21 protein-coding genes and 1 tRNA gene are annotated in these 23,378 nt (G+C 33.7%); 15 read left to right on the top strand and 7 right to left on the bottom strand.

Annotated features, from left to right (window positions below):
- Positions 1-402 precede the first annotated feature (402 nt).
- Positions 403-792, bottom strand: coding sequence for a DUF6659 family protein (locus tag AAGU22_RS09065; RefSeq protein WP_458718795.1), 390 nt, complete (start codon positions 790-792; stop codon positions 403-405).
- A 34-nt stretch (positions 793-826) separates the two neighbouring features.
- On the bottom strand, positions 827-1,516 hold the full coding sequence (endA, locus tag AAGU22_RS09060; RefSeq protein ID WP_458718794.1) for a tRNA-intron lyase: 690 nt from the start codon (positions 1,514-1,516) through the stop codon (positions 827-829).
- A 54-nt stretch (positions 1,517-1,570) separates the two neighbouring features.
- Between endA and AAGU22_RS09055 the strand changes: the two genes are divergently transcribed.
- From AAGU22_RS09055 to AAGU22_RS09025, 7 genes are all read left to right on the top strand, one after another.
- A complete protein-coding gene (locus tag AAGU22_RS09055; RefSeq protein WP_458718793.1) occupies positions 1,571-2,077 on the top strand; it encodes a 50S ribosomal protein L16 in 507 nt (168 codons plus the stop codon).
- 1,172 nt (positions 2,078-3,249) lie between these two features.
- Complete coding sequence (locus tag AAGU22_RS09050) at positions 3,250-4,452, top strand: phosphoglycerate kinase (RefSeq protein ID WP_458718792.1); 1,203 nt, start codon at positions 3,250-3,252, stop codon at positions 4,450-4,452.
- 422 nt (positions 4,453-4,874) lie between these two features.
- Positions 4,875-6,065 (top strand): NAD(P)/FAD-dependent oxidoreductase, encoded by a 1,191-nt coding sequence (locus AAGU22_RS09045; RefSeq protein ID WP_458718791.1) that lies wholly within the window; start codon positions 4,875-4,877, stop codon positions 6,063-6,065.
- A 26-nt stretch (positions 6,066-6,091) separates the two neighbouring features.
- Positions 6,092-6,271: a zinc finger domain-containing protein gene (locus AAGU22_RS09040; protein ID WP_134482821.1), complete on the top strand. Its 180-nt coding sequence runs from the start codon at positions 6,092-6,094 to the stop codon at positions 6,269-6,271.
- Between the two features lie 5 nt (positions 6,272-6,276).
- Positions 6,277-6,558: an elongation factor 1-beta gene (locus tag AAGU22_RS09035; RefSeq protein WP_458718790.1), complete on the top strand. Its 282-nt coding sequence runs from the start codon at positions 6,277-6,279 to the stop codon at positions 6,556-6,558.
- Positions 6,559-6,639: 81 nt separating this feature from the next.
- Positions 6,640-8,790: a CDC48 family AAA ATPase gene (locus tag AAGU22_RS09030; protein ID WP_458721766.1), complete on the top strand. Its 2,151-nt coding sequence runs from the start codon at positions 6,640-6,642 to the stop codon at positions 8,788-8,790.
- Between the two features lie 64 nt (positions 8,791-8,854).
- Complete coding sequence (locus tag AAGU22_RS09025) at positions 8,855-9,064, top strand: hypothetical protein (protein WP_458718789.1); 210 nt, start codon at positions 8,855-8,857, stop codon at positions 9,062-9,064.
- A gap of 38 nt (positions 9,065-9,102) precedes the next feature.
- On the opposite strand, the gene cyoE is transcribed toward AAGU22_RS09025, so the two are convergent.
- Entirely contained in the window at positions 9,103-10,017 is a 915-nt protein-coding gene (gene cyoE, locus AAGU22_RS09020) for a heme o synthase (protein ID WP_458718788.1), read from the bottom strand.
- A gap of 75 nt (positions 10,018-10,092) precedes the next feature.
- The gene (locus AAGU22_RS09015) at positions 10,093-10,407 is read right to left on the bottom strand and encodes a hypothetical protein (protein ID WP_458718787.1); all 315 of its coding nucleotides are present in this window, start codon (positions 10,405-10,407) and stop codon (positions 10,093-10,095) included.
- A 252-nt stretch (positions 10,408-10,659) separates the two neighbouring features.
- On the opposite strand from AAGU22_RS09015, the gene AAGU22_RS09010 reads away from it, so the two are divergent.
- The 4 genes from AAGU22_RS09010 to AAGU22_RS08995 all read left to right on the top strand — a co-directional run bounded on the left by AAGU22_RS09010 (position 10,660) and on the right by AAGU22_RS08995 (position 14,304).
- Positions 10,660-11,316: a hypothetical protein gene (locus AAGU22_RS09010; RefSeq protein WP_458718786.1), complete on the top strand. Its 657-nt coding sequence runs from the start codon at positions 10,660-10,662 to the stop codon at positions 11,314-11,316.
- Positions 11,316-12,944 carry a hypothetical protein gene (locus AAGU22_RS09005; protein WP_458718785.1) on the top strand — a complete coding sequence of 543 codons (1,629 nt, stop codon included), beginning with the start codon at positions 11,316-11,318 and terminating at the stop codon, positions 12,942-12,944. The genes AAGU22_RS09010 and AAGU22_RS09005 overlap by 1 nt, the downstream gene beginning before the upstream one ends.
- Positions 12,945-13,019: 75 nt before the next feature.
- On the top strand, positions 13,020-13,439 hold the full coding sequence (locus AAGU22_RS09000; RefSeq protein WP_458718784.1) for a hypothetical protein: 420 nt from the start codon (positions 13,020-13,022) through the stop codon (positions 13,437-13,439).
- Between the two features lie 109 nt (positions 13,440-13,548).
- Positions 13,549-14,304, top strand: coding sequence for a DsbA family protein (locus AAGU22_RS08995; RefSeq protein ID WP_458718783.1), 756 nt, complete (start codon positions 13,549-13,551; stop codon positions 14,302-14,304).
- 747 nt (positions 14,305-15,051) lie between these two features.
- On the opposite strand, the gene AAGU22_RS08990 is transcribed toward AAGU22_RS08995, so the two are convergent.
- Positions 15,052-16,962, bottom strand: coding sequence for a sensor histidine kinase (locus tag AAGU22_RS08990; protein ID WP_458718782.1), 1,911 nt, complete (start codon positions 16,960-16,962; stop codon positions 15,052-15,054).
- Between the two features lie 332 nt (positions 16,963-17,294).
- On the opposite strand from AAGU22_RS08990, the gene AAGU22_RS08985 reads away from it, so the two are divergent.
- A complete protein-coding gene (locus AAGU22_RS08985) occupies positions 17,295-17,891 on the top strand; it encodes a hypothetical protein (RefSeq protein ID WP_458718781.1) in 597 nt (198 codons plus the stop codon).
- A 964-nt stretch (positions 17,892-18,855) separates the two neighbouring features.
- Positions 18,856-19,104: a hypothetical protein gene (locus AAGU22_RS08980; protein ID WP_458718780.1), complete on the top strand. Its 249-nt coding sequence runs from the start codon at positions 18,856-18,858 to the stop codon at positions 19,102-19,104.
- Positions 19,105-19,728: 624 nt separating this feature from the next.
- Here AAGU22_RS08980 and AAGU22_RS08975 read toward each other — a convergent pair.
- Positions 19,729-19,802, bottom strand: a tRNA-Ile gene (locus AAGU22_RS08975).
- Positions 19,803-20,172: 370 nt separating this feature from the next.
- Here AAGU22_RS08975 and AAGU22_RS08970 point away from each other — a divergent pair.
- Both AAGU22_RS08970 and AAGU22_RS08965 read left to right on the top strand, forming a co-directional pair.
- Positions 20,173-20,973 carry an NAD(+)/NADH kinase gene (locus tag AAGU22_RS08970; protein WP_458718779.1) on the top strand — a complete coding sequence of 267 codons (801 nt, stop codon included), beginning with the start codon at positions 20,173-20,175 and terminating at the stop codon, positions 20,971-20,973.
- Positions 20,963-21,457: an NOB1 family endonuclease gene (locus AAGU22_RS08965; protein ID WP_458718778.1), complete on the top strand. Its 495-nt coding sequence runs from the start codon at positions 20,963-20,965 to the stop codon at positions 21,455-21,457. The genes AAGU22_RS08970 and AAGU22_RS08965 overlap by 11 nt, the downstream gene beginning before the upstream one ends.
- Before the next feature lie 497 nt (positions 21,458-21,954).
- Here AAGU22_RS08965 and AAGU22_RS08960 read toward each other — a convergent pair whose 3' ends face one another.
- Positions 21,955-23,184 (bottom strand): adenosylhomocysteinase, encoded by a 1,230-nt coding sequence (locus AAGU22_RS08960; protein WP_458718777.1) that lies wholly within the window; start codon positions 23,182-23,184, stop codon positions 21,955-21,957.
- Between the last annotated feature and the right edge of the window lie 194 nt (positions 23,185-23,378).

Genomic DNA, 23,378 nt, shown 5'->3' with positions numbered 1-23,378 from the left:
TTTTTTGGGCAATTTAGTAACAAAAAATGTCACAAAACTCGGAAGTCCGGTTTATTCTCTTCATTTTAATTGAAATGATTTCAATGTAATAGGGGGACTATCATATTCATCATCGTCTTGTAACGTCTGTATTTAGCATTTTATTAGTATGTTCTATAAGTCTATCCCCATGATAAAATTTGGTAAATTAGCTACTCGGTAATCATGGCTGCGTGATATGGTTTTTTGCACTTTGGGCACATGGCATGATCACACACACATTCGATGCAGTAATCACTGCTTTCCTCAAATTCCGTTTTATTTCCTTTATAAAAACAAATTTCGCAAACTACTTTTTCCATATAAGTCAAAGGTATATGGATATAATACTTTATTTAATAGTTTATTGAAACACCTTCTACTTTAAGGTGAAACAATTTTGATAGATTCATCCCTAATTCTGTCAATTTCAGAGTGAGAAGAAGCTGATATACATAATATCTCATCTTTATAGGGAATGGTTATCATGGTGATTTTCTTTTGTTTAATCAATAGGTAGTCTACTGGGCCGAATTTTTCTGAGAATGATTGAAAAAAGGTGATATTTGAGATAGACTGAAGATACATATCCTGTTCTTCATTCTGATCAAGTAATGGCTCAATTCCCTTTCGGAATCCGCCTTCTATAACTTCGCCTTCCCTATTTACGATTCCAACAAACCTTACGTTTTTATCAACTGCAAATATCTGATTGCAAATGTCCTGTGTGGATTGGTCTGAATCATTTTTCCTTGCCATCTCTGTATCTATCATTTTTAAAGAGAGAATTATATGTTTAGATCATGACTCAGGTAACTTGTTTCTTGGATTTCTTGTTGTCAAAAAATGTCATCTTTGAAGTCTTGTAATAAATTACTTCACCCCTTCGCTCTACAACCGCAATAACAACAGACTTGCCCATGTTTTCTACTTCTTCAATAACTTCGGCAAATTCCGAAGCTTTTATGTTAGTCCCTTCATTTAATCCTATAGAAACATATTTGGAGGTTTTCTTATTGTATTCTCCTCTCTCGTAGATTCTAAAATCTGTTCCAAACCCAAATCCTTCTTTGATAACATATCCTTTGCTTCTCAAATCTCTAAAAATCAAATACTTTGTCAAGATCTTTTTGTCTTTTTTTATCATCGTCTTCAAAAAAGTAGAAAAATCATACTCTGTATTATTTTTGTAAATTTTGATTTTATTATTTTGAAGTAAATATAGACTCTCTAGGCTATTTAACAAGTATTCTTTGTTAAAGACCTCTCCAAATCCCTTGTTCCTCAGTTGATCTTGCTGTTTTGGCTCAGGAACAACTATTTTTCCTTCTTTCATATGATGAAACGCCTCTATCAGGAAGTTCGAATCAATGTTTTCCTCATTACTGGTTTTCTCATTGAAAGTTTCTGTGGTAAGTGACGCCGAATCTAAATCTATAGGTCCACCGACTTGAGAGGAATCGGTAAAGCCATTGCGAGCATTATTTTCTGAGGACATAACAAATAAATCACAGCCAACAGCCTCATTTATTTATTAAAGAGAGGAATATTTGTGAAAGGTGTCAATTATAGAGAAATTCGTGGTATGCCATATGTAAGGCGTGAGTATATTAAGGGTAAACCTCAAATTAAAATTGCTCGATTTGCATCTGGACAAGCAAAAGGTAATTATGATTATTTAGTCGAATTAACGGTTACAGAACGAATTCAAATTCGTCATAACTCTCTTGAAGCTGCAAGGCTAGCAGGTAATAAAACGATGGCTCAAGCAGGTGACATGAGCTTTTTTTCGAGACTACGCGTATATCCGCATGTAATTTTAAGAGAAAATAAAATGATTGCTACAGCAGGTGCTGATCGTCTCCAAGAGGGAATGAGACGAGCATTCGGTAAAGCCACAGGCTTAGCCGCCCGGGTTGAACGAGGAAGGACCATATATGAAGCACATGTTACGAAAGAAAACTTAGAATTAGCCAAAAAGGCTTTCAAAGTAGCTTCTAGTAAGGTGGGATGTCCGACTATTACTAAAATAACTCCTATTAAGAAGGATCAAACCTAAATCAGATGACGACTGAGCGCATTTGCTAACTCAAGTTTTATAGATAGAATCTGGTAAATCCAGCATGGTACTAACAAAAACAGGATACAACATTATCTAATTACCATATTTATAGTCTGTATTTTTATCATTCAACAATATTTTTGATTCGCCATTACTAAAAGACTTATAAAATAGACCATATGACTCTGATGGTCCATATCTATCTAAATTTTGCCAAATAAATGATCATTGAAATGGAAACTCATTATTATTGAGATATTTTATATAATTTTTAGTAAAATTTGGATGAAAAGATATAAAATATTATCATTAATATATTCTATTTAGAAATTGCTGTACCATTACTGATATACTAAAGATCGAAAGTTGTGCTAAACATATTTGATGTTCGTTTAAGCCTTACATCCCATATGCTGAACGAATAGATGAACTATTGTTATATAAGCAGATTTGTCTAATATACAGATGTATTTTGGGTAATTATGACAGTACTGGTGTCACTTGGTGTCGTTATTATAAATAGGTAGAATAAAAAACTAATAGACTGACTATATTTATTATATCCTTAACGTGCTTATATGAAGGGGTTTCCTTCCCCCATTGTTATATAGCTAAATATTTGATCCACTAGTGCCTATTATGCATATTTCGTCGGGCCTTTACGAACTAAATAATTTGATATAATGATAGCAATTTTGTCCGTTAAAACCTTTTTGACTGTGTCCTTTTTTCATAATAACTGGCGTTGCCTTTGAGACGCGGGTCACTTTAGGTAAATAATCTCCTTTTTATGATTATATCGAAAGGGATTCAGCCGGTTCTCTACAATTATGAGTTCCTTCAAAGACCATTAATATTCTATATCATGTTTTCCGTACCGGGATTTCAGGACAATGATGACAGGTTTTTCTGAACTTAGGTACTAGTATTATCGGTTAAATAATACACCACATAGTTACTTGTGTGTTAGGAACGAAGAGGGTTGAGGATTTTAATACATCTTTATGAAAAATGACTTACAGACATTACCGGCAAAATAAAAGTAATCGCCGGGTAACTTGTTTTATTTTGAAGGAATTGATGATATTTTGAACCTATCCATTCACATATTTACCACATAATAAAATTTCACAACAAATATTTTATAACCAATAATTTTTATCTCTTTTATGGGACAGATAAAATTCATTACAGATTTTGATGATCAGTTTTATCTTAACAAGAAAATATTTGTTCGTGTTGATTTTAATGTAAAGGTTAAAGATAATGCTGTTAGTGAAGATTATCGAATAAGATCTGCAATTCCAACTATAGAATATTTGGTAAGACGGGGTGCCAAAGTTATTCTTGCATCCCATCTAGACAGACCTTCTGGCAAGGACTTGAGATATTCTTTACGACCTGTATCAATAAAACTGGGTGAGATGTTATCTTCCTTTAATGCTGGAGTTACTTTTTCAGATGATTGTATAGGTCGGGATACTATTGACACTATAAACGATATGAAAAATGGCGATGTATTGTTACTTGAAAATTTGAGATTCTACCCCGAAGAAGAAAAGAATGATCCTGCATTTTCTGAAAAACTTGCTAATTACGCTGACATTTATGTAAACGATGCGTTTAGTACATCCCATAGGAAACACTCTTCTACTTATGGAACTGCCCAGTATTTCGACACTAGAATAGCTGGTTTTAACCTTACCCAAGAATTACAATACTTATCACTATTGAGAGAAAATCCTTCAGTCCCCTTCACGTTGGTAATCGGCGGTGTGAAAATCAAGGATAAAATTGGAGCTTTGAACCATCTTTTACCCAAAGCAAATAAAGTACTCATAGGAGGTGCTGCCTCATACACCTTCCTTAAAGCAAAAGGTTATTCTGTTGGGGATTCTCTCATTGAAGAGGACTACTTACCATGGGCTACTAAGGCTTTAGGAGATTATAGCGATAAGATAATTCTGCCGATAGACCATAAGGTGGCTTCTTCTGATGATAGTAGCCAATACTATATTGTTGAAGCGGATATTCCAAAAAACATGAAAGGATTTGATATTGGAGACAAGACAATTCAAAAGTTTAGTTTTGAAATTCATAATAATGGCTTGGGCACAATTTTTTGGAATGGCCCAATGGGGTACTTTGAAAAAGAAATATTTTCTAACGGAACTAAGAGTGTTGCTGTAAGTATGGCATTGGCATATTGGAGGGGGGTAAAGACCCTGATTGGGGGAGGAGATACCCTGGAGGCCATGAAGATATCTGGGGTTTCTGAAAAGGAAGTAACCCATGTTTCTACAGGAGGGGGTGCGACGCTTAGATTTTTAGCTGGAGATGAAATGCCTGGAATAGACATTCTACGCAATTGATAAAATATGACGAGTCTGATAGATTTGGATCGACGGGAAACCATTACAATATTATTTCAGATTGCATTCGATCAAGTTAAACCGAGTATAGATTTTTTTCTTGGGTGTAAGCAGTGATCAACAAATCAAATAACTGAACTGCAATCAATTAATCGATAAGTTATTTCTATCCTGATTGATCTATTTTTGTCATACATTCTATACATGATCTATTAGCTTCTACTAACTTAATGTGTCTTCAAGTCGCATAATAATGATAAGATTCTGAAAGTTTTCCTTTTCCGTTTTTTATAGATCAGCTGCTATTCTGTTGATTATTGAATTTACATTACAACTTGTACTTTAAGATCGATTAATCATCTTTTTGTGATATTAATGCTCTATAGAATAAATAATTGTCCAATTAATATTATTCATTAATTTTGACTTCAGCATTAAAAGCAGACCATTATGATGCCATAGTCGGGGGTGGGAGTGTTTCTGGACTTTTGGCGGCTCGTGAAATGTCGTCTAGAGGTCTTAAAGTTCTAGTTCTAGAAGAAGATCACGAAATTGGAACCCCAGAACATTGCGGAGGGGTTGTCAGCCAAAAAGCACTTGAAAGTCTCGGGATAATCCCTAGATTAAAAACCGTAGATAACGAAATAAAGAGCGCCGTAATTCGGACCCGAAATAGCTCTTTTGGCATAAATTCTGAAAATCAAAGGGTTATAGTGATAGATAGGAGATCTTTCGATAAGGAAATAGCACTTCAAGCTCAGAAAAATGGTGCTGAGATTAACACTAGGAGTTCTATTATTTCCGTTAGTTTCGAAGAGAATCAATTCGAAGTTAAGATCCAAGGGGGAAAAGTATTTGGTAGCAATTTTTTTGTTGATGCGCGTGGAGTCGGGACACTAGTAAATAAAGGCAGGAGGAACATAATCCCATCGGGACAGTTTGAAGTGTATGCCCCGTGGATAATGAAAGATACCATAGAAGTTATTTTTGATTCTGATCTTTATCCAGGCTTTTTTGCCTGGATTATCCCAACTGGCGAAGGAAAGGGCAAAGTAGGTGTGGCAGGTAAGAACATAAATCCAAATTTATCCATAGAACGATTCCTGGAAATCCGAGGCAAACCATATTCGATCGTCAGAAAGATATATGCTCCCATTTGGATTAGTGGATATGTCAAGCCGTTTTATAACGGTAAGACCGTTATTGTAGGGGATGCTGCAGGACAGACCAAACCTACGACTGCAGGAGGAATTTATACAGGGGGAATGGGGGGAATTTATGCTGGCCGTGCCATATCCAAATCTATATTGAATGATGGTGATTCTTCGTTTTTAGACCAGTATGAGAATGATTGGTTGACCAGATTTGGAAGTGAGTTTGATAAGTTACTCTTATTTAGGCGAATACTTGAACGGCTAGATAATAGAGCGTTGGACAAAATATTTTCTGATATATCAAAAAACACCCTGGAAAAGATCTCTTCTACAGGGGATTTTGATTTTCATTCATTTGCTCTCAAACGCTTCATGAATACTCGTATGACTATAAACTTGATGCGTACTCTCATGGGTAATGAATATCGTAAAATAGTTCAGGATCTAAGCAAGATATAAATGCGGTTTGCAGACCTTTAGATAACATGTCAAAGCAGTTACAATTACCTGTTTGTACCTCTTGTAACAGACCTATCATGCCTAACGATGCATGTGTAAGATTTTATTGTCCAAATTGCGGGTATGTTATTATCTGGAGATGTCAGAGCTGTAGAGAATTTGCCAGGCCCTATAAATGTGTAGGGTGTGGATTCGAGGGACCATAATTAAAATGGCTAGACTTGTTGCACGGATCAAAATTCTACCAGCAGATTCAGAAACTGATATGGATTCATTGGCTAATGTTCTGAAATCAAAAGTTCCTGAGGGCATGGAATTGAAGGCGCATGCCAAAGAGCCAATAGCATTTGGCTTAAATGCTCTAGTGGGTGATTTCTTATTAGATGATGCTGAAGGAGAAATGGAAAAACTCGAAGAGTCCATAAAAAAAATAGACGGGGCTGGAGAAATCCAAGTCATGAATATCAGCAGACAATCTGTAAAGATGAAATAATATCTAATAATTAGCATCTGGATTCATTTGAAAAGAAAAGATAAATCTCTCACTGGTTCCCACAAAGCAACAACTATTAAGATGAAAGTTGCCGAGTGTAGAATCAAGGATGTAGGAAAGAAAAAAGCGATTCTCGACCGCATTTCAATGGAGAAATTAGGGGTTTCTGACGGTGATATAATAGAAATTGCTGGGAAGAAAATAACAACCGTTTCTGTTTTTGGTTTTGAGGATAAGGCTAAAAAAAACAGTTGTATTCATATTGATGGTCAGACTCGACAAAATGCAGGTATTAGCCTTAATGACTACGTGTTGGTCAAAAAGGCTGAACCTAAACCTGCTGAAAGAGTAGTATTGTCGTGCAATACTTCAAAGAATTTTTCAGATGAATTTAACTTGTATTTAAATAACCGATTTGAAGGATATCCTGTGACCAAAGGTGAACAATTCACCCTAAATTTTTTGGGGACCTCGTTGGAGTTTAAAGTCTATAGCACTCTCCCTAGAGAAGTGGTAAAAATTACCAAGTTTACCAAAATAGTGATCAGAACGGGTTTAGAAAAACTCTATCATGACAGTTACCACGTTACATATGAGCAAATTGGTGGCTTGAAAAATCAAATCACCCGTTTGAGGGAAATAGTAGAGCTACCACTCAGACATCCTGAAGTATTTTCAAAAATAGGGATAGAGCCACATAAGGGTATTCTCCTTTTTGGTCCTCCGGGATGTGGAAAGACCCTCATTGCCAAAGCATTAGCAGCTGAGTCAAAAGCAAATTTTTATATCATTAATGGTCCTGAAATTGTGAACAAGTATTATGGTGAAACAGAAAGCAAACTAAGAGAGATATTTCAAAAAGCCAAAGAATCAGCTCCTAGTATTATATTCATTGATGAAATTGATGCCATCGCACCTAAAAGAGAAGATACGTTTGGTGATGTAGAAAAAAGAGTAGTAGCACAATTATTAGCTTTAATGGATGGAATGTCTGATCGAGGAAATGTCGTTGTTTTGGGTGCTACAAACAGACCAGATAGTCTGGATCCAGCTTTGAGAAGACCTGGCCGATTTGATCGTGAAATAGAAATAGGAATTCATAATGTGGATGGTAGATTTGAAATTTTAAAAATCCATACTCATGAAATGCCGCTTGATTCAGACATTCAATTAAGAGATTTGGCAAAATTATTGAATGGATATACTGGTGCAGACATCAAGGCTCTCTCCAGAGAAGCTGCAATGAAATCTATAAGAAGAACTCTAACTGATTTTGATTTAGAAAACCAAAATCAAGTGCCTACAGAAATTTTGAATAGTATAAGAATTAATCAACAGGATTTTATTAACGCTATGAAGGAAATTATACCAACAGCGCTAAGGGAATTTTATGTTGAACCAACGAATATAACCTGGGATGAAGTCGGGGGTCTAGTTAAGGAAAAAAGCCTGCTTAGGGAAAACCTGTTGTCTCCTATCATATCTCCTGAAAAATTTTTGAAAATGGGAATAAAGCCAGCAAAAGGGGCATTAATATTTGGTCCATCTGGATGTGGTAAGACCCTACTAGCTAAATCCTTTGCAAATGAAGGTTCCATGAATATCATTTTTGTTCGGGGGCCAGAAGTGTTATCAAAATGGGTAGGAGAATCGGAAAAGGCCATAAGAGAAATATTTAGGAAAGCTCGATCCTCATCCCCTTGCATAGTTGTTTTCGATGAATTGGATTCTCTTGGTCGACCACGTACCTCTGATGATGTTTCTGGAAATGAAAGAGTTTTATCACAAATCTTGTCTGAAATGGATGATTCTGGTAATTTTGGGGTTATAGTAATCGGGATAACTAGCAGACCCGATCTCCTGGATACTTCGTTACTGAGACCAGGAAGGTTTGATCTCATAATATTTGTCAATCCGCCTGATGAGATTTCTCGGAACGATATTTTATTAAAAATTACATCTGCCATGCCTATATCTTCTGATGTAGATTTGAACAAGATATCGTCGCTAACCAAAGGATTTAGTGGAGCAGATTTAGTGGCCCTTTGTAGATTTGCAGCAATCAATGCAATTCACAAGAATTCGGATATGATCTTTAATGTCGATTTCGAGGAGGCACTTAACACTGTCAAACCATCAATTACAAATGATATACATAACTGGTATTCATCAATAGAAAAAAAATTGACAACCGCGATTCCAAAATTTCAAGACAAGATCTTTTATGGTTAATTACATAGTAAAAAATATTTTTTATTTCTAAACCTATAATATGCTCCATGTTAGAATTGATAATGTGAATTATCCTATAAGAAATATTATATTTGAAAAGATTAAACAGCTAGGTACCACTACCGATCAGGATTTACTTAATTCTATGTCTAAAGATGGTGTTAGTATATTAGAAGACGAATTTAACAAAGTATTGTTGGACCTGGAGATTTACGGTCTCATTAGGGTAAGTTGGTTGACAAAAGATAAGAAAAGAATTGAATTAACAAAATAAAAAAATAGTTGAGCTCCCCTCTTTGCATCCAAATCTTACTAAAATCTAAAGTACCATAACGAATCAAGGGCAATTGCAACAAAAATTATTACTAGATAAGGTGCTGTTACCTTGTATGCTTTCCATGCTAGTTCTGGAGTTGGATTCTTTAAAAGTTTGTAATGGTAGAAGGTCATTAGCGATCCAGACACCGCTGCTACACCTAAATATAAAACTCCTAATCCAAAAAAATACAATGAAAGTGAATAGGGAATTAATATCAAAGAATTTATAAAAATATATTTAGCCGTTACTTGATTACCATAAATAACCGGTAGCATGGGGACTTTAGCTTTTGAATATTCTTCTCTTTGTTTAATGGCCAAGCACCAGAAATGAGGTGGTGTCCACATAAACACAATCCATCCTACCAAAAATCCTAAAACATCTATACTACTTGTGGTTGTTGCCCAACCTGCCATAGCAGCTGCACTTCCTGCAAATCCTCCAATTACGATATTCCAAACACTCCTTCTCTTAAGAAGTATTGTGTAAATAACTACGTAGAAAAAAATTCCCAACCCTATCATAAAAGTTGCCATCGGATTTAATGTGAACCATGCGAGGATAACCGATATAACACACAAGGCCAGGCCATATATCAACACGTTATTTGCCCTCAATCTGCCTGATGGAATAGGTCTTTTGGATGTTCTTCCCATCAAATTGTCAATATTCTTATCATAAAATTGATTAATTGCACTTGCTCCCATTGAAGAAAGGGATCCACTAATTATTAGAAACAATAATTTCCATCCAGATATATCCCAAGCCGAGTTTGGTGTACCGTCAAATCTAGTCGCTGCAAGCATAGAGGTGACCGCTGTAATGACAAGTACAATTACAATTCGCGGCTTTGAAACCTCGATATAATCTTTAATCGCAGAAGATTCTACTCGACCACTCAATGACACAAGTTTTCAATATTAAACACTCTAATCCTGAATTTAACTCCTTCGATGTACAAATAATTTAAATAAACGCCATAATCATCGCATATCTCTTTTTTTATCTATTTCTTGAATTTTTTCCTTAAGGTCTTCTAGTTGACCGGTAGACCATTTTACAAATCCTTCAATTAATTCTTGTGGCATGTTATTTCTTTGTGATACAATTATGAAACCTGCGAATATTTTTTCGTATGTTTTACAACAAACAACCATATTTGTTATTGCATCATTAATAAAATCATTTTTATTGTTCTTTATGTAATTCTCCTTAAATTCATCTAGCAATCTATTAGTTCTTTTAGTTATTTCATCTATACCGACGGTATCTTCATATCTTTTATCATTATTGAACAACTTAACTGTAGAACTATTGTCAAAAGAATATTTATTAATGTATATAATAAATCCGGTATCAAACGGTCCAAATATTTGTAATTTAGGTCAGATACCCTAGTGCTATCATCATTATTTTATCAGACAAATGTATCATCATTCCCATAGATCTCACTCAGATGTATTAATTCTTATATTTGTTTATTTTTTTTTACAGCATAATTATTTTTTATTGACTATCTTTTTTTTATCTTGTTTTTTTATTTTGCTAGTATGTCCGATTTAGATATGATCTATAATGATATTAATTCCTTTGGTTCTGCAGGAGTAAAGAAATCTGAATTAAAGAAAAAATATCCTGAGGATAATTTTGAGGATACCTTGAATGAACTAACGGCACAGGATAAAATATGCATATCTAAAAAAGGAACGTATGTTTATTGCTGGGGAAAGGATTATTACCTAGATCATTTACTCTCATCAGATATAAAATTCAAATATCTATACGATTCTATTTTAGGTATTCAAAAGAAATTAAACAACTACTCTGATAGCATATTTAAATATGTAGAAAAAATTGATGGCGAATTAGTAGAAGTTAAGAATTCCTTTAACAGAATCGAAGATAAAATAAATAATATAAAAGTTGATCCCACTAACATTGATTATGATAATAATCAAATATCTATTGATACATTTAAAGAACACTTTGACACAGTAATAGGAAATCGTTCAACTTCAATTGGTTGGGTGGAACTCTCTTCGGTTAAAGACGAGTTGTGTGAATCCTGCGATCTTTCCAATAATGAATTTTACAGCCTTGTAAGTGAACTGATTGAATTGTATCCAGAAAAATATGAGTTATCGTCTGGAGGCTATGAGGGAGTTGTGTTAAGAGGAATAGTACATGGATTTGTGAGATGTATTTGATGGCACCATACAATCTAACCGTCAATCCTTTTCCTAGCAGTCCAACACCCACATTATCCAGTGCCAATATTCTTGGGGGGAAAAGGCACATTGCAGCGTTAAATTCAATTAAGGATTGCTTGCACGAATTGAACCTGAAATTAAATAGTACGGAGCCTCTAAATGAAGATCTTTTCAAGATAATCTCTGTAATCCAAGATGTGGGATCAGGTAAAACACATTTAACGTTGCATATGAGGACTTTGTCAGAAGTCAATGATAAATCAATTATTTCATACGTCGACCTAACTCAAGTTCAACCCAGGGAAATCGATAATTTCTTTCATTCTATTGTAAGCGGATTTGGAAAAGAATACTATGACTCCATAAAGGTAAAGCTAATTGATTACCTGAAAGATAGTTATGTACAGAATCCAAAGTTAGTAAAGAAGATAGTAAAATACGGGTTTTTTGATTCACTCAATGGGAATTCAATTTCTGACAAGATAGAACAAATGGGTGAAAGAAAAATGAGAATATCTTACGAACATTTATTTGAATTAATGTCAAATGATTTTACTAAAATAGAGACACATATAATTACTGAAATTATCAAGACAGGCACATTAAACTATTCCGATTTAAAAACATTTGAAAATCTTACAATGGTCTTAACCAACTTGGCCATGATCAACTATAAATTGTTTAAAAAAATTACTATTTTTCAGATCGATGAGTTTGACACCAACTTAAATTCATTGGATTATTTGAAGGGATTAATTAATTCTCACGTCCCGTATGCCTTGTTTATGATAGTAACTACCCCTTCCTTGTACGCTGATATTTCCAAGATCAATCCATCACTTTTCGATCGTCTAGAAAAAGCAAATTATAAAATTGATTTGGCAGGATCCAATTCTTTCGATGAAATAAATAGCATTGTTCTTCAATATGTGTTGCATTTTAACAATGAACTTTCATCCTCAGAAAGGAAAGATATCTCATCAAAAATAAAAATAATTTATGATGAATTTCCAGACTTTCGGAATATAAGATCTATCTTAAATGTCTTATATCATGCATTCGAAATGTCTTTGAAGAAGAATTCTTCAAATATAGACGAACAATCAATAGAGGAAACGATCAAAAACGTCTATCCCGGGTTGCGTTTGAGAGGAAGCATTATGGGAATACCGATCTCAGATTTTATTAAAATGAGAAAAATATCAGTTGATAAGGATATTGTAGAATCGAATGTAAAAGAGGCTGTCAGAAATTTGATAAGTTATTTTGATGAATTGGGAACTGTAAAAAAATATGATGAACAGATCGATACCGATTATTTAGATGCAATATATAACGATCAAATGGGAAAAAAGGTGGGTATATCGATCGCAGTCGATTCTGATAAGAACAAGAACTTTGACAAGATTGTTAAAAGCACTAAAAAGAACTCAGTAGTTGATAAATTGGTAATATTGACTACTAATATTACAAACGTAAAAAAAAATGGCACTACCCTGGTAACCATTGACAAATGGAAACTGGCTGATTTGCTCTATTTTAGCAAGAAATACGATAGTGACGAAATCAAATCAGAGGATCCACAAAAGGCGATACTTCTCGCAAAATCTATCCAAATCTGCTGACCCGCGACCTCTAGTCTTATGCTTGCAACCATGATCTAATTTATATTTTATTAATTTTCAAGTTGTTGTGTAGACTTGAATAAAAACTTGAATTCCCTTGAAGATTTCCTAGCCAATGTTCATAAATTAGGTTTTTCTGTGATTGACTATAATGGAATTAAAGTGCCCTGCTTACTCATCGAAAATGTTCAATTCGAAAATATTATGAATAAATCTTATGGCAAGCCTAACTTGATCGATACTAACTTAAATATTTATGATGATGGACACCATGTCTTTGTAAATTTGAATATAAATTTTCTTAATGCCGATCTTGAATTTGATTTCTTATTATTCGCTAATGAAAGTATCGATTTTTTTAGATTTCTTTCAACTGCTGGAATGTTAGGAATTGCACCACATGAATCAAAAAGCAGTAATATTTTTTTTGTTCAATTACCCAAGAAAGACCAAGCTGAAAAAGCATTTGAGCTTATTAAATCCAAACTCAATTAAGGTAAGAAATGTTTTTCATATTTTGACCTTTTGAATCCGGATATAGTTATCTGTATTTTCCATATATTTATTTTAAATAACCGATTGGTTTTTCAATTATTGTTCTAATTTGAAGCATAGAAACAGGAAACCTCATGGTCCTAAAACTAATTATCGCAAGCTACTAATTATGGCAGTTCTATTTGGAGCACTTTTAATTGGAGGCTCAATTACAGCATTTTCTAATTTTGGAGGCAAAAATAAGTCATCCTCCTCTAATCCCGCTGATACCCAGCAACTGATTTCCAATCTGACTACTCCCGTGATTCCAGGCGCCGAAGCCATTGGTGATAATAATGCCACATTAAATATTATAGAGTTTGGTGACTATCAATGTCCATTTTGCGCTAGATTCAATCAAGAAACTAAGGATGAGCTTGTTTCAAAATACGTCGATACAGGGATAGTGAGATTTGGTTTTAAGGATCTGGTCATCAACGACCTACCCAAGGATAAATTATCTACACTTGGTGCAGAGGCCTCTTATTGTGCAGCCGAGCAGAATAAATATTGGGATTATCATGACGAGGTTTATAGAAATTCAAGAGGTGAAAACACTGGTTGGATTAGTACTGATAGCCTTATAGGATTTGCCAAAAATGTAAACATGCCAAACATTTCGCAGTTCACAGATTGCTTGAATTCACATAAATTCAATCAGCTTGTGGTACAAAATGATATATTCGCTAAAGGTCTCGGCCTTGCAAGTACCCCTACCTTCCTTATTCTTAAGGATAATTCAACAAAAATAGCGGCCTTAGAGGGTGCTCAACCGATAAAGGTCTTCGATGACGTAATTGCTCAATTTTTGAATAATACCCTCTAACTTTTTTGATTTATTTTGATGAGTTTTCCTTGCCTACACCTTTGGTCATATTATGGATTATGATAATGATGGATATTTATTTATAATCTCAATTACCATATCTAGTTCTAGAAATTTCTTTGCTACTAATTAATAATAATGTCTTATTTATCCAAGGTCGGGTAAAAAAATAATCATGGTAAAAAAATAAAACGAAAAATCAAAATGATATTATCAAAGTTATTATCTATGAAGCAACATTGAAAAAGACTATGACTCCTTATAGACCACTACTACTAAATCTGATTCATTCATAAAAGTAACAAACCTCCCTGTTCAAGGCCTGATTTTGACAAGATATTACCTTTTCAAATATGTTCACTTAACGTATTCTAATTTGGCAAATGAGATAGGCTTTCATAAATTCCTTGGCTCCGATTTCTATTAAATCATCAATCTATTCTAGTTTGAAGCCTGATGCTCTAAAAATGATTAGATTCTGATTTTCAATTCGTTCTCTTCAGAGTTCATCGAGTAAATCTATGCCATTGTGTCCTGCATTGACTACGTCGAGTAATAAAAAGTCAAATTTTTTATTTTAATTTTTAAAATGCCATACAAACCTTGATTCACTGTTTTATATCTAATATATTCCAACTCTAAAAAAATCATTCACAGTCCATGTTGTACTTTCATTGTCATTAATTGTCACTACTTCATGGTCAACATGGAATATTTCATATTATTCATTTTAACACTTTCTCGGTGTCATAATGAATCAAGGGAAAACTTGAAAGAGACGCCATTCCGATATGAAGAATCGATCCAAATTTTGCCTCCGTGAGAATCTATTATACCTTTACATATTGCTAATCCTAATCCGATTCCACCAAAATTTCTCGCAAGGCCCGCATCTATTTGGTAAAATTTCTTAAATAGTAATTCCATATTTTCTGGTTGTATCGCAATTCCATTATCTTCAACGGTAAATATGACTGATTTGTGTTCTTTATTGACAATATCATTAAATCTCATTTTACTATAAGTTAGATCTTCATCGACTCGAATGGTGATTTTCCCACCTTGCTCAGGGACGTGCTCAACTGCATTATTTACCAAGTTGAACAAAACTTGGCTAATTCTTACTGGGTCGCATAATACACTTCCACTGACATTAACTATTGAAATAAAGCTGATATTTTTGGCCTTCATTAGGGGGGATAGTCCTAACATGTTTTTCTCTACTAATTCTATAATATTGGTCATCTCCTTGTTGATGGATAAATTATTCAATTCTAACCTATACAAAGTAAAAATGTCATCTATGATGGTCTCTATCTTCGAGATATTCCTATGCATAATGGTGAGTGTCTTCCTTTGAAATTCGTTTAGATTTTCTGATTTATTTCCTTTATGCATCATTTCGATATTCAGCTTCATGGGGGCCATGTGAGTCTTTAGTTCGTGACTTAACGTTGAAAGAAATTCTTCCTGGACTCTATTTGATACCCTCAATTCATTATTAATTGAATTAACTTGGAACTCTTTGGTTCTCAACTCTTCATTCGCCCGTTCAAGGTCCTTTGTCCTTTCTCTAACCTTACGAATCAAATTCTTTTTAGAATTCTCGATATTTCTTCTCATTGCCTCAAGGCTGATAGAAAGATCTTTTACCTCATTTGATCCTTCAACCATTATTTCCTTGCCAAAATTGCCTTTACTTAATTCTAACGCTGAGTTCTTCAAGTGAGTAATTGGAGATGTAATTTTCTTTACAGCAATGACAGTAACTACTATTGCGACTAATAAAATCAACGTTGAAGAAATCAAGAAACCGTTTACTGTTTTGTTATAATCACTCATAACTGAAGATAAATTTCCCTCAAGTAAGAGTGTCCAATTCCCATCAGATCGATAACCATTCGCACTTTCAGTTTCAGGAACCTCAATCAGAATAGAATCCTGAGATTTTCTTTTTTCATATTCTGTGATTGGAGTTCCTAGAAGAGGGAAGTTCAAATTCTGTTTACCATTCATATCATGGGACTCATTTTGCTGGCTTGCTGTGTATATCGTTGAGCCGTCACTATGAATTAGTCTGGTGGTAAAGTTCAGCAAACTATTTTCAATATCTTTGTAAAAGAGTGTGTTATTGAACACCTTGTCTATAAAACTTATTGAAACCTCAAGATCCATTATACTTTTTATAACTTTATTAGAATCATAGATGGGAGCCGAAAAATGAAATCCTGATTGATTGAATGCGATTTCATTCGGATTCTTATCAAAATAAGTTCCTCCTGTTAATGCTTGCCTGAAAAATTCTTCTTGCAAAGCATTTCCATCAGGAGATCCGTTTGATGTATCAATGATAGCTGTGCCATTTCTATCATAAACAGATACAGCTAGATATTCTGAGTTACTAAAATTAATGTATCTTTGAAGTAATCTAATTTGGTCGTTTATGGGAGTAGTAGAATTAGCTAATATAGGGTGGGTTGACAAACTCCTAAGATCTCTTGCAATTTCATTTACCTCAACAGAGAGCTCGTTCATTAGCTGGATACCAGACAATTCATAAATATCATAAAACTTTGCTCGAACTCCTGAAATATTTTGGAGTGAAAGGATGGATGTAATAACTATTGAACCTATGATTAATGGAATGATTAAAATCAAAATATTAGTTGCTACTTTCGTGATAACTCAAATCGAGATAACACTAGAAATATTAAATAGATTTCTATACGCACATTTATTCGATTATTACTGTCTGATAAAAAGTAATATGTAACTTAGTCTTTATCTGATTTCTGACTTTCCATTTCATCTTTAGTTTATCTTTGAATTCTCTAATTTTGGTAATTGTTACCTTAGGGGCAATTTCCTTTTTATTTTATTTCGAAGAATCTTATCTTGGTTATTATAATATTCCAAATGTAATATCTTGTGGAACTGTTGTTTATTTGATTTTCTTCCTGATTCTTAGAACCGGAAAATCAATACTCCAAATGGATAGTGTGCAATTGTTTCTGTTGTTATCATTTGTATGTTGGTTTTTAGCGGAAGCAATCTTTGGATACTATAGTGGAGTTCTAAATACCGATCCTTACCCTTCTATAGCCGATATCTTTTATCTTACAGGGTATATTTTTTTTGTATTGTTATTGTGGAGACTAAATAAAACCTACAAAATTGAGCTAAGTATCTTTATTAGCTTACTAGTCACCTTTTTCCTTATTTCTTTTTATGTATTATATATTTCTGTTTTCATTTTTGATGTGTATTCCCTTAGTGGGAATTTTATTGACTTGATGCTTGTTTTTGCATACCCCATATTTGATTTGTTTATTATCATAAGCGGTGTATTATACTACTTTAGAGAAAAGGAGATTTCATTGAATAAGGGATATCTCTCCTGGTTACTCTTTTCAGCGTGCGGGTTTTTCTTTCTCCTAGCAAATGTAATTTTTGGATTTGATGATTTATTTGGGTTTAGCCAAGATAACCATTTATTTGATCTTTTCTTCAATATCGGTTATCTAATGCTTGGAATTGCCGTATTGACACGAATTTATTATTTAAATATTCATAGCAGAAATGATTGACCAGCTGAATAACTATCTATTATTCCGAATTGTGCAAATCATAAACCATAATAACATTGAAAATATATAGATAAGCTTAATCACTTGGACTAAAATTGGCAATTAGATCCTCGTATTAGAATCAGCTCATATCAGTATATATCACTCCAATAAGACGCTAAGTGTATTTGATTCAGATAGTCGAGCCATTATTGAGGATAAATGATAGCTCAAATCATAATCTTATTTCTTATTTTGATGTACAAAGACCAATTAGGAGCTTAATTCAGATATCACTCTACAATTCAAAATTAGATTTCATAGAATACATTTTCACTGGAAGCACCTACTCAAATAATAATCAAAATATTGAATTCGGGAATGGGAATGATGATATACTCTGAGAAAACATCCTTAATTTCATTTCTTTACATGTCAAAAGGATCTCAACTAATGTGATTATCAATATACTACTTACTTTTAAAATTATGACACTTAGTTATATTGTGTTTCTATTTGATTGCAATCCAGATAGTGTCAATAAAATCCTAGAATTAACTTAATCAATTTGGGCTATTTTTTGAGAAACTAATTTTAAAACATTTTAGTCAAAAGACAGTTGTTAGGAAATGTCGTCAAATAAAATATTGACCTAGGAATAATAAGGAGATAGCGTTATTAGAAAATGCAAAGCGCGCTGCTTGTTTTTTTTGAATTGGATAATTTTGAAATCAATTGCTTGTCCACATAATATTTCTTGTTCAAAACCATTGAACAACCGCATATTCTTTGCTAACAAGAATAAGAGAGGTACGTATCGTCCTTTAAGGTTGGTACCGTGGAACTAATTATTGCTAGGGGAACAGTCAAATAAATTAATAATTACATTTGTAATTGACGTCATTTGGAAATAAAAGTCTATGAATGTTCTTTTTCCGGAATATTAGATATATGTTTATATAAACATACGAATAGTAGAAAACTGATGGATACTAAACTAAGTTCATTAGTAATTGCATTAGCACTAGCATCAGTGGCACTAACTCCATTGATAATGAATCAAAATGCACATGCCGCTACATCTTATTGTTCAGACCAGACAAGTAAACCCCACGCATGGGTCACAGGCTGTAAAGATGGATGGTATGATCATGACCATTGCTTATCATACTCACCAGGATCAGGTGACTATGCTAAAGGATATAAAGTAGGCTGGTCAAAGGGTAGCTGCTAATCACAGATCATCATAATCTTTTTTTTAGTTTTTAAATTATATGATAGACAAGTTTTAAATCGTACTTTTGAAGTTTCTCTGGATACGGATTTAAGAACAGTGTAATATGATTATACTTTGGCCGACCTCTATCTCGGTCAGAGGAGTGAAGATGGTTCGCGAGGTATGGTACCTCTTTTCAGAAAGTAATCCTATTATTTCTACTGATCTCCTTTTTTTTAAACCATTAATAATATCGACATAGCTTTATGTTTTTGTAGTCTAAAGAGAAAGATTATGAATCCATAGGTCTCCATATCATTCTCCCGTTCATGTTCGGTTTGTGATTCCATAATTTTTGGGAAGATCAATATCCATCGAATGTTGTTAATGGAGCCTGAGGATCACAAGAAGTTCTTCTTTTATACCGAGCCTCCAATGACTTACTAATCGATATTCGGTAGATCTTCTTTTCACTATGATTGTTGTATTTGACTAATCAACAATATCAAATCTTTACATCTGCGTTCTCCATGGATTCGTATTTGTTTTATTAAGGACAATATTGAAAATCTAAATGGCATTTTAGTTAAATTTTTTATCCATAATAGATAGAACCACAAGGATGTTATGTTATATTCTCAATGGGCCGAAAGGGATTTGAACCCTCGGCCTTTCGATTATCAGTCGAACGCTCCACCAAGCTGAGCTATCGGCCCTGTTTTTCTATTTTCTAAAGGCTTTATTTTTGTAATATAAATGTAATTTATTGTGTTCCATAGCCCCAATTTTGGTAAAAATACAATCATATCAACAGAGAATAATCTCTGACGCCCAATTTCTTCTAAAAATTATCTATAACTCTGCACTACAAAATATTGAAAATATGAACCAATGTCAACCATAGCTAGCTGTTTCAAAGTTGAATGTATTATTTTTCTGTTCGGATTTAGTTTATGATTCCAGGTATAGTATTCTAGCAATTTGTTTCAATTTTAAGTAAAAATTCAGTCAAAAATCCCAAAACCAATCTGACTTCTTAACTACAAAGAGTAAAAAAATATACCCCCATGTCTTATCATTAATTGTTTGAGTAATCGAATCCGATGTATTGCCATTTTTACCAAAAGAAATAATGAAGAATCTAGAAGAGTTTCTTATTTGTTAAGAGAAAAGTTGGCCGAACAAGGGATTAGTGTTATAGACTTTAAAAAGGATTATGATTTACATAGCCCGGAATTGGATATTGAGGTTGATTTGGCCATTGCAATCGGTGGTGATGGAACTACTATCAAAACATTTAGAACGTTACCTCCAGATATACCAGTACTTTGTATTAATGCAGGTGGCACGCGTGGTATTTTGTCAGAGGTCTCAAAAGATTCAGTTGATTCAATAGTGGACCCACTCCTAGAAGGACATTATTTTCTCGATAGACGAATAAGAATAGTCGCACAGATTGATGATGAGGTTATGGCCCCTGTTTTGAATGATTACGTCATAATGCGTTCAGATCTTACCAAAACACCTTTGTTTTACCTCTCTATCAACGATGACGGATATAGTCAAAAGATGGATGGAATGATAGTTTCAACTCCTACTGGATCCACTGGACATTCCCTATCCAATGGTGGACCTATACTTCAAGAACATTTGGAATGTATGCTGATTACTCCAATAGGATCCGTTAATAGGCTACCTTCCTTTGTGTTACCTTTAATGGCAATTACTATTAGCGCAAATCATGACCTTAAATTGATTATGGATGGACAGCTTGTAAAGGAAATCCAGGAGAATCAGCCAATAAAAATTTCAAAATACCGATACGATGCAGTGTTTCTCAGATTTAATAAAAATGATACCCGACAGATGAACAAACTTGGATTCTAGAAAAAAATTTGTAACTGATTCCAATATCTTTTATGGGGGAATACCATTTCAGACCACCTCAGATTATATTTATTATATAACACCTAATATTGAGGAGGAAATAAATCACATCAAGAGACGGATTGATGGGTTAAATTTATTGATAACTGCAGGAAAGGTAATAATTCAAGAACCAGACATCAAGTTCCATTCAATGGTCAGACAAAAATGTGTAGATTTAGGTCAAATGGAATTGTCAAAAGCTGATCATTCGGTAATTGCACTTAGTTTACAGCTACATTTACCGATTTTATCTACCGATTATGCTCTGGCCAATGCTGCAAAATATTTTTCTATAAATATACTAACCCCAGGGAAAAAAAATTTTGTGACAAAAAAAACCATTAAGTATTGTAGTATATGTAAGACTTTATTTGATTTAAGATCAAGTTTTTGTGACAAGTGTGGTAACAGTTTAGTTCTTAAAAAAGAAAGGATTAACTAGTATGATATTATGTTGAGAACTAATTTATTTTTGATTCATTAGCCAAGTTTAAAATTATTGTTTAATTATGAATTTTTAAAATGCCTTTCCTCTCCACAGATACTGTTCCGGTTATTGTTGATTGACTAATTAATCCCATTAGCTTTGAAAATAGACAGTTAAGTTCTTAAGTAATTAATGTAATTGGGGTATATGAAAAATAATTTAGATTTCATACGTAGCAGAATGACAAATATGGTTAATTATTTTTTTAGAGATGTATTGTAGATCCATCTGCAAAAAGTATAAAGCGTATAAAACAAACGACTCTTTTAGTTATTACAGCCAAGGCTACAAATTATGCAAAGAATGTGAATTGTTTCTTGAATGGCAGGGGGTTAAATGTCCATGTTGTAATACTATTTTGAGAAGTAGGCCACATAATTCGTTTTCTAAACAGCGGTTGCGGTTGGGTCAAAGTTAAAAATTAAAAGAAATAGATATGCCAGTTGATAAAATCATGTATTGAAATAATGACTTTGTTGTGGAGTTAAACTGTCTATCTTCAAACCAAATGAATCCAATGCAGTCAATAGTATCTTTCTTTCAATTTTTTTTGGTGTCTTATAGATTTGGTTATCTAACTTCTCATGAAATTGCGAAAGATAAACAATAGACAAAAATTGATTAGAGAAGGAAATACTCATTACCTCTGGTGAGTTACCTTCTGCACCAACCAAGTTAATAACCCTTCCTTTTGCTAGTAGGTAAATTTTTTTTCTACATTCTCCCACTCTATAGCAATCTACATTCATCCTTGGAGAAAAATGATTCTGGTCTAATGAATTCAAATAATTTATGTCAATTTCTACGTCAAAATGGCCAGCATTGCATAATATCGCACCTTCCTTAATTTTTTCAATTTGACCTTGCCCTATAACATTTACTTGACCAGTACACGTTATGAAAATATCTGCCTTTGATATTACTTCATCCAATAGCTTTACTTCAAAGCCATCAAAAAATGCCTCCAATGCTCTAAGAGGGTTAACCTCTGTAATTGTAACTTTGGCTCCCATACCATTAGCGCATCTTGCTACTCCCTTTCCAACCCAGCCATAGCCGCAAACTACGATCCTCTTACTAGATAACAAAATCCCGGTGGTTTTTACTATCCCTTCTATTGTACTTTGACCTGTTCCATATTTATTATCAAACAGGGATTTTGCTCTTGAGCGATTAACGGCGATGATCGGGTATTTCAACAAACCTTCTTTACACCAAGCCAAAAGTCTGTTTACTCCGGAAGTAGTTTCTTCAGTTCCACCCTTAATGTTGTACTTTCTAGATAGTGCTCTCTTGTGAAGCTCCCCACCGTCATCTGTAATGATATGAGGTTTGGTATCTAGTACGCTTTCCATATTACTGTAAAAATCTAGGAGGATCCCATCCTCTTTAGAAAAAATCCTGATTTCATTCTTAATCAAGAAAGATTTGACAGGTTCCTGAATTGAGAGTGGATTGGCTGGGCACAAATTAACCTCGGCACCAGCATCTTTTAGGGCCATCAGCAATACTGATGTTTCTTTTGTTATATGTAGACAAATACCAAGGTTAAAATTTTCTAAGCACCTTTTAGAGACGTATTTATGAGTTAATCGATTTAGAATAGGCATATTCCTCTTTGCCCACATGTATTCTGATTTGCCTAACTCATACTTTTCTTTGACTTCAGACCTAATTGCCATACAAATTTCACACCACTCTAAATGATGTCTGCTGGCTTTATTTGCATCCTTTTACTTGTAATCACTTAATACGTCAGAATATCTTGCATCTTTGTATGCAACGTATTTAACATACTCTCCATAGGTCTTATCAAAACCGCATTTATCACACTTGACTAAAGAAAAATCATCGCTGAGAAAAGCCGCTTCTTTAC

The organism is Candidatus Nitrosocosmicus sp. R (assembly GCF_054408505.1).
This window is presented reverse-complemented; position numbering and strand designations above follow the sequence as displayed.

What these genes read in the sequence shown, in the direction of transcription:
- AAGU22_RS09065 (WP_458718795.1), bottom strand. Translation starts at nt 792, where the DNA reads ATGATAGATACAGAGATGGCAAGGAAAAATGATTCAGACCAATCCACA.
- endA (WP_458718794.1), bottom strand. Translation starts at nt 1,516, where the DNA reads ATGTCCTCAGAAAATAATGCTCGCAATGGCTTTACCGATTCCTCTCAA.
- AAGU22_RS09050 (WP_458718792.1), top strand. Translation starts at nt 3,250, where the DNA reads ATGGGACAGATAAAATTCATTACAGATTTTGATGATCAGTTTTATCTT.
- AAGU22_RS09040 (WP_134482821.1), top strand. Translation starts at nt 6,092, where the DNA reads ATGTCAAAGCAGTTACAATTACCTGTTTGTACCTCTTGTAACAGACCT.
- AAGU22_RS09035 (WP_458718790.1), top strand. Translation starts at nt 6,277, where the DNA reads ATGGCTAGACTTGTTGCACGGATCAAAATTCTACCAGCAGATTCAGAA.
- AAGU22_RS09030 (WP_458721766.1), top strand. Translation starts at nt 6,640, where the DNA reads ATGAAAGTTGCCGAGTGTAGAATCAAGGATGTAGGAAAGAAAAAAGCG.
- AAGU22_RS09010 (WP_458718786.1), top strand. Translation starts at nt 10,660, where the DNA reads ATGTCCGATTTAGATATGATCTATAATGATATTAATTCCTTTGGTTCT.
- AAGU22_RS09005 (WP_458718785.1), top strand. Translation starts at nt 11,316, where the DNA reads ATGGCACCATACAATCTAACCGTCAATCCTTTTCCTAGCAGTCCAACA.
- AAGU22_RS08985 (WP_458718781.1), top strand. Translation starts at nt 17,295, where the DNA reads ATGGATAGTGTGCAATTGTTTCTGTTGTTATCATTTGTATGTTGGTTT.
- AAGU22_RS08980 (WP_458718780.1), top strand. Translation starts at nt 18,856, where the DNA reads ATGGATACTAAACTAAGTTCATTAGTAATTGCATTAGCACTAGCATCA.
- AAGU22_RS08960 (WP_458718777.1), bottom strand. Translation starts at nt 23,184, where the DNA reads ATGGCAATTAGGTCTGAAGTCAAAGAAAAGTATGAGTTAGGCAAATCA.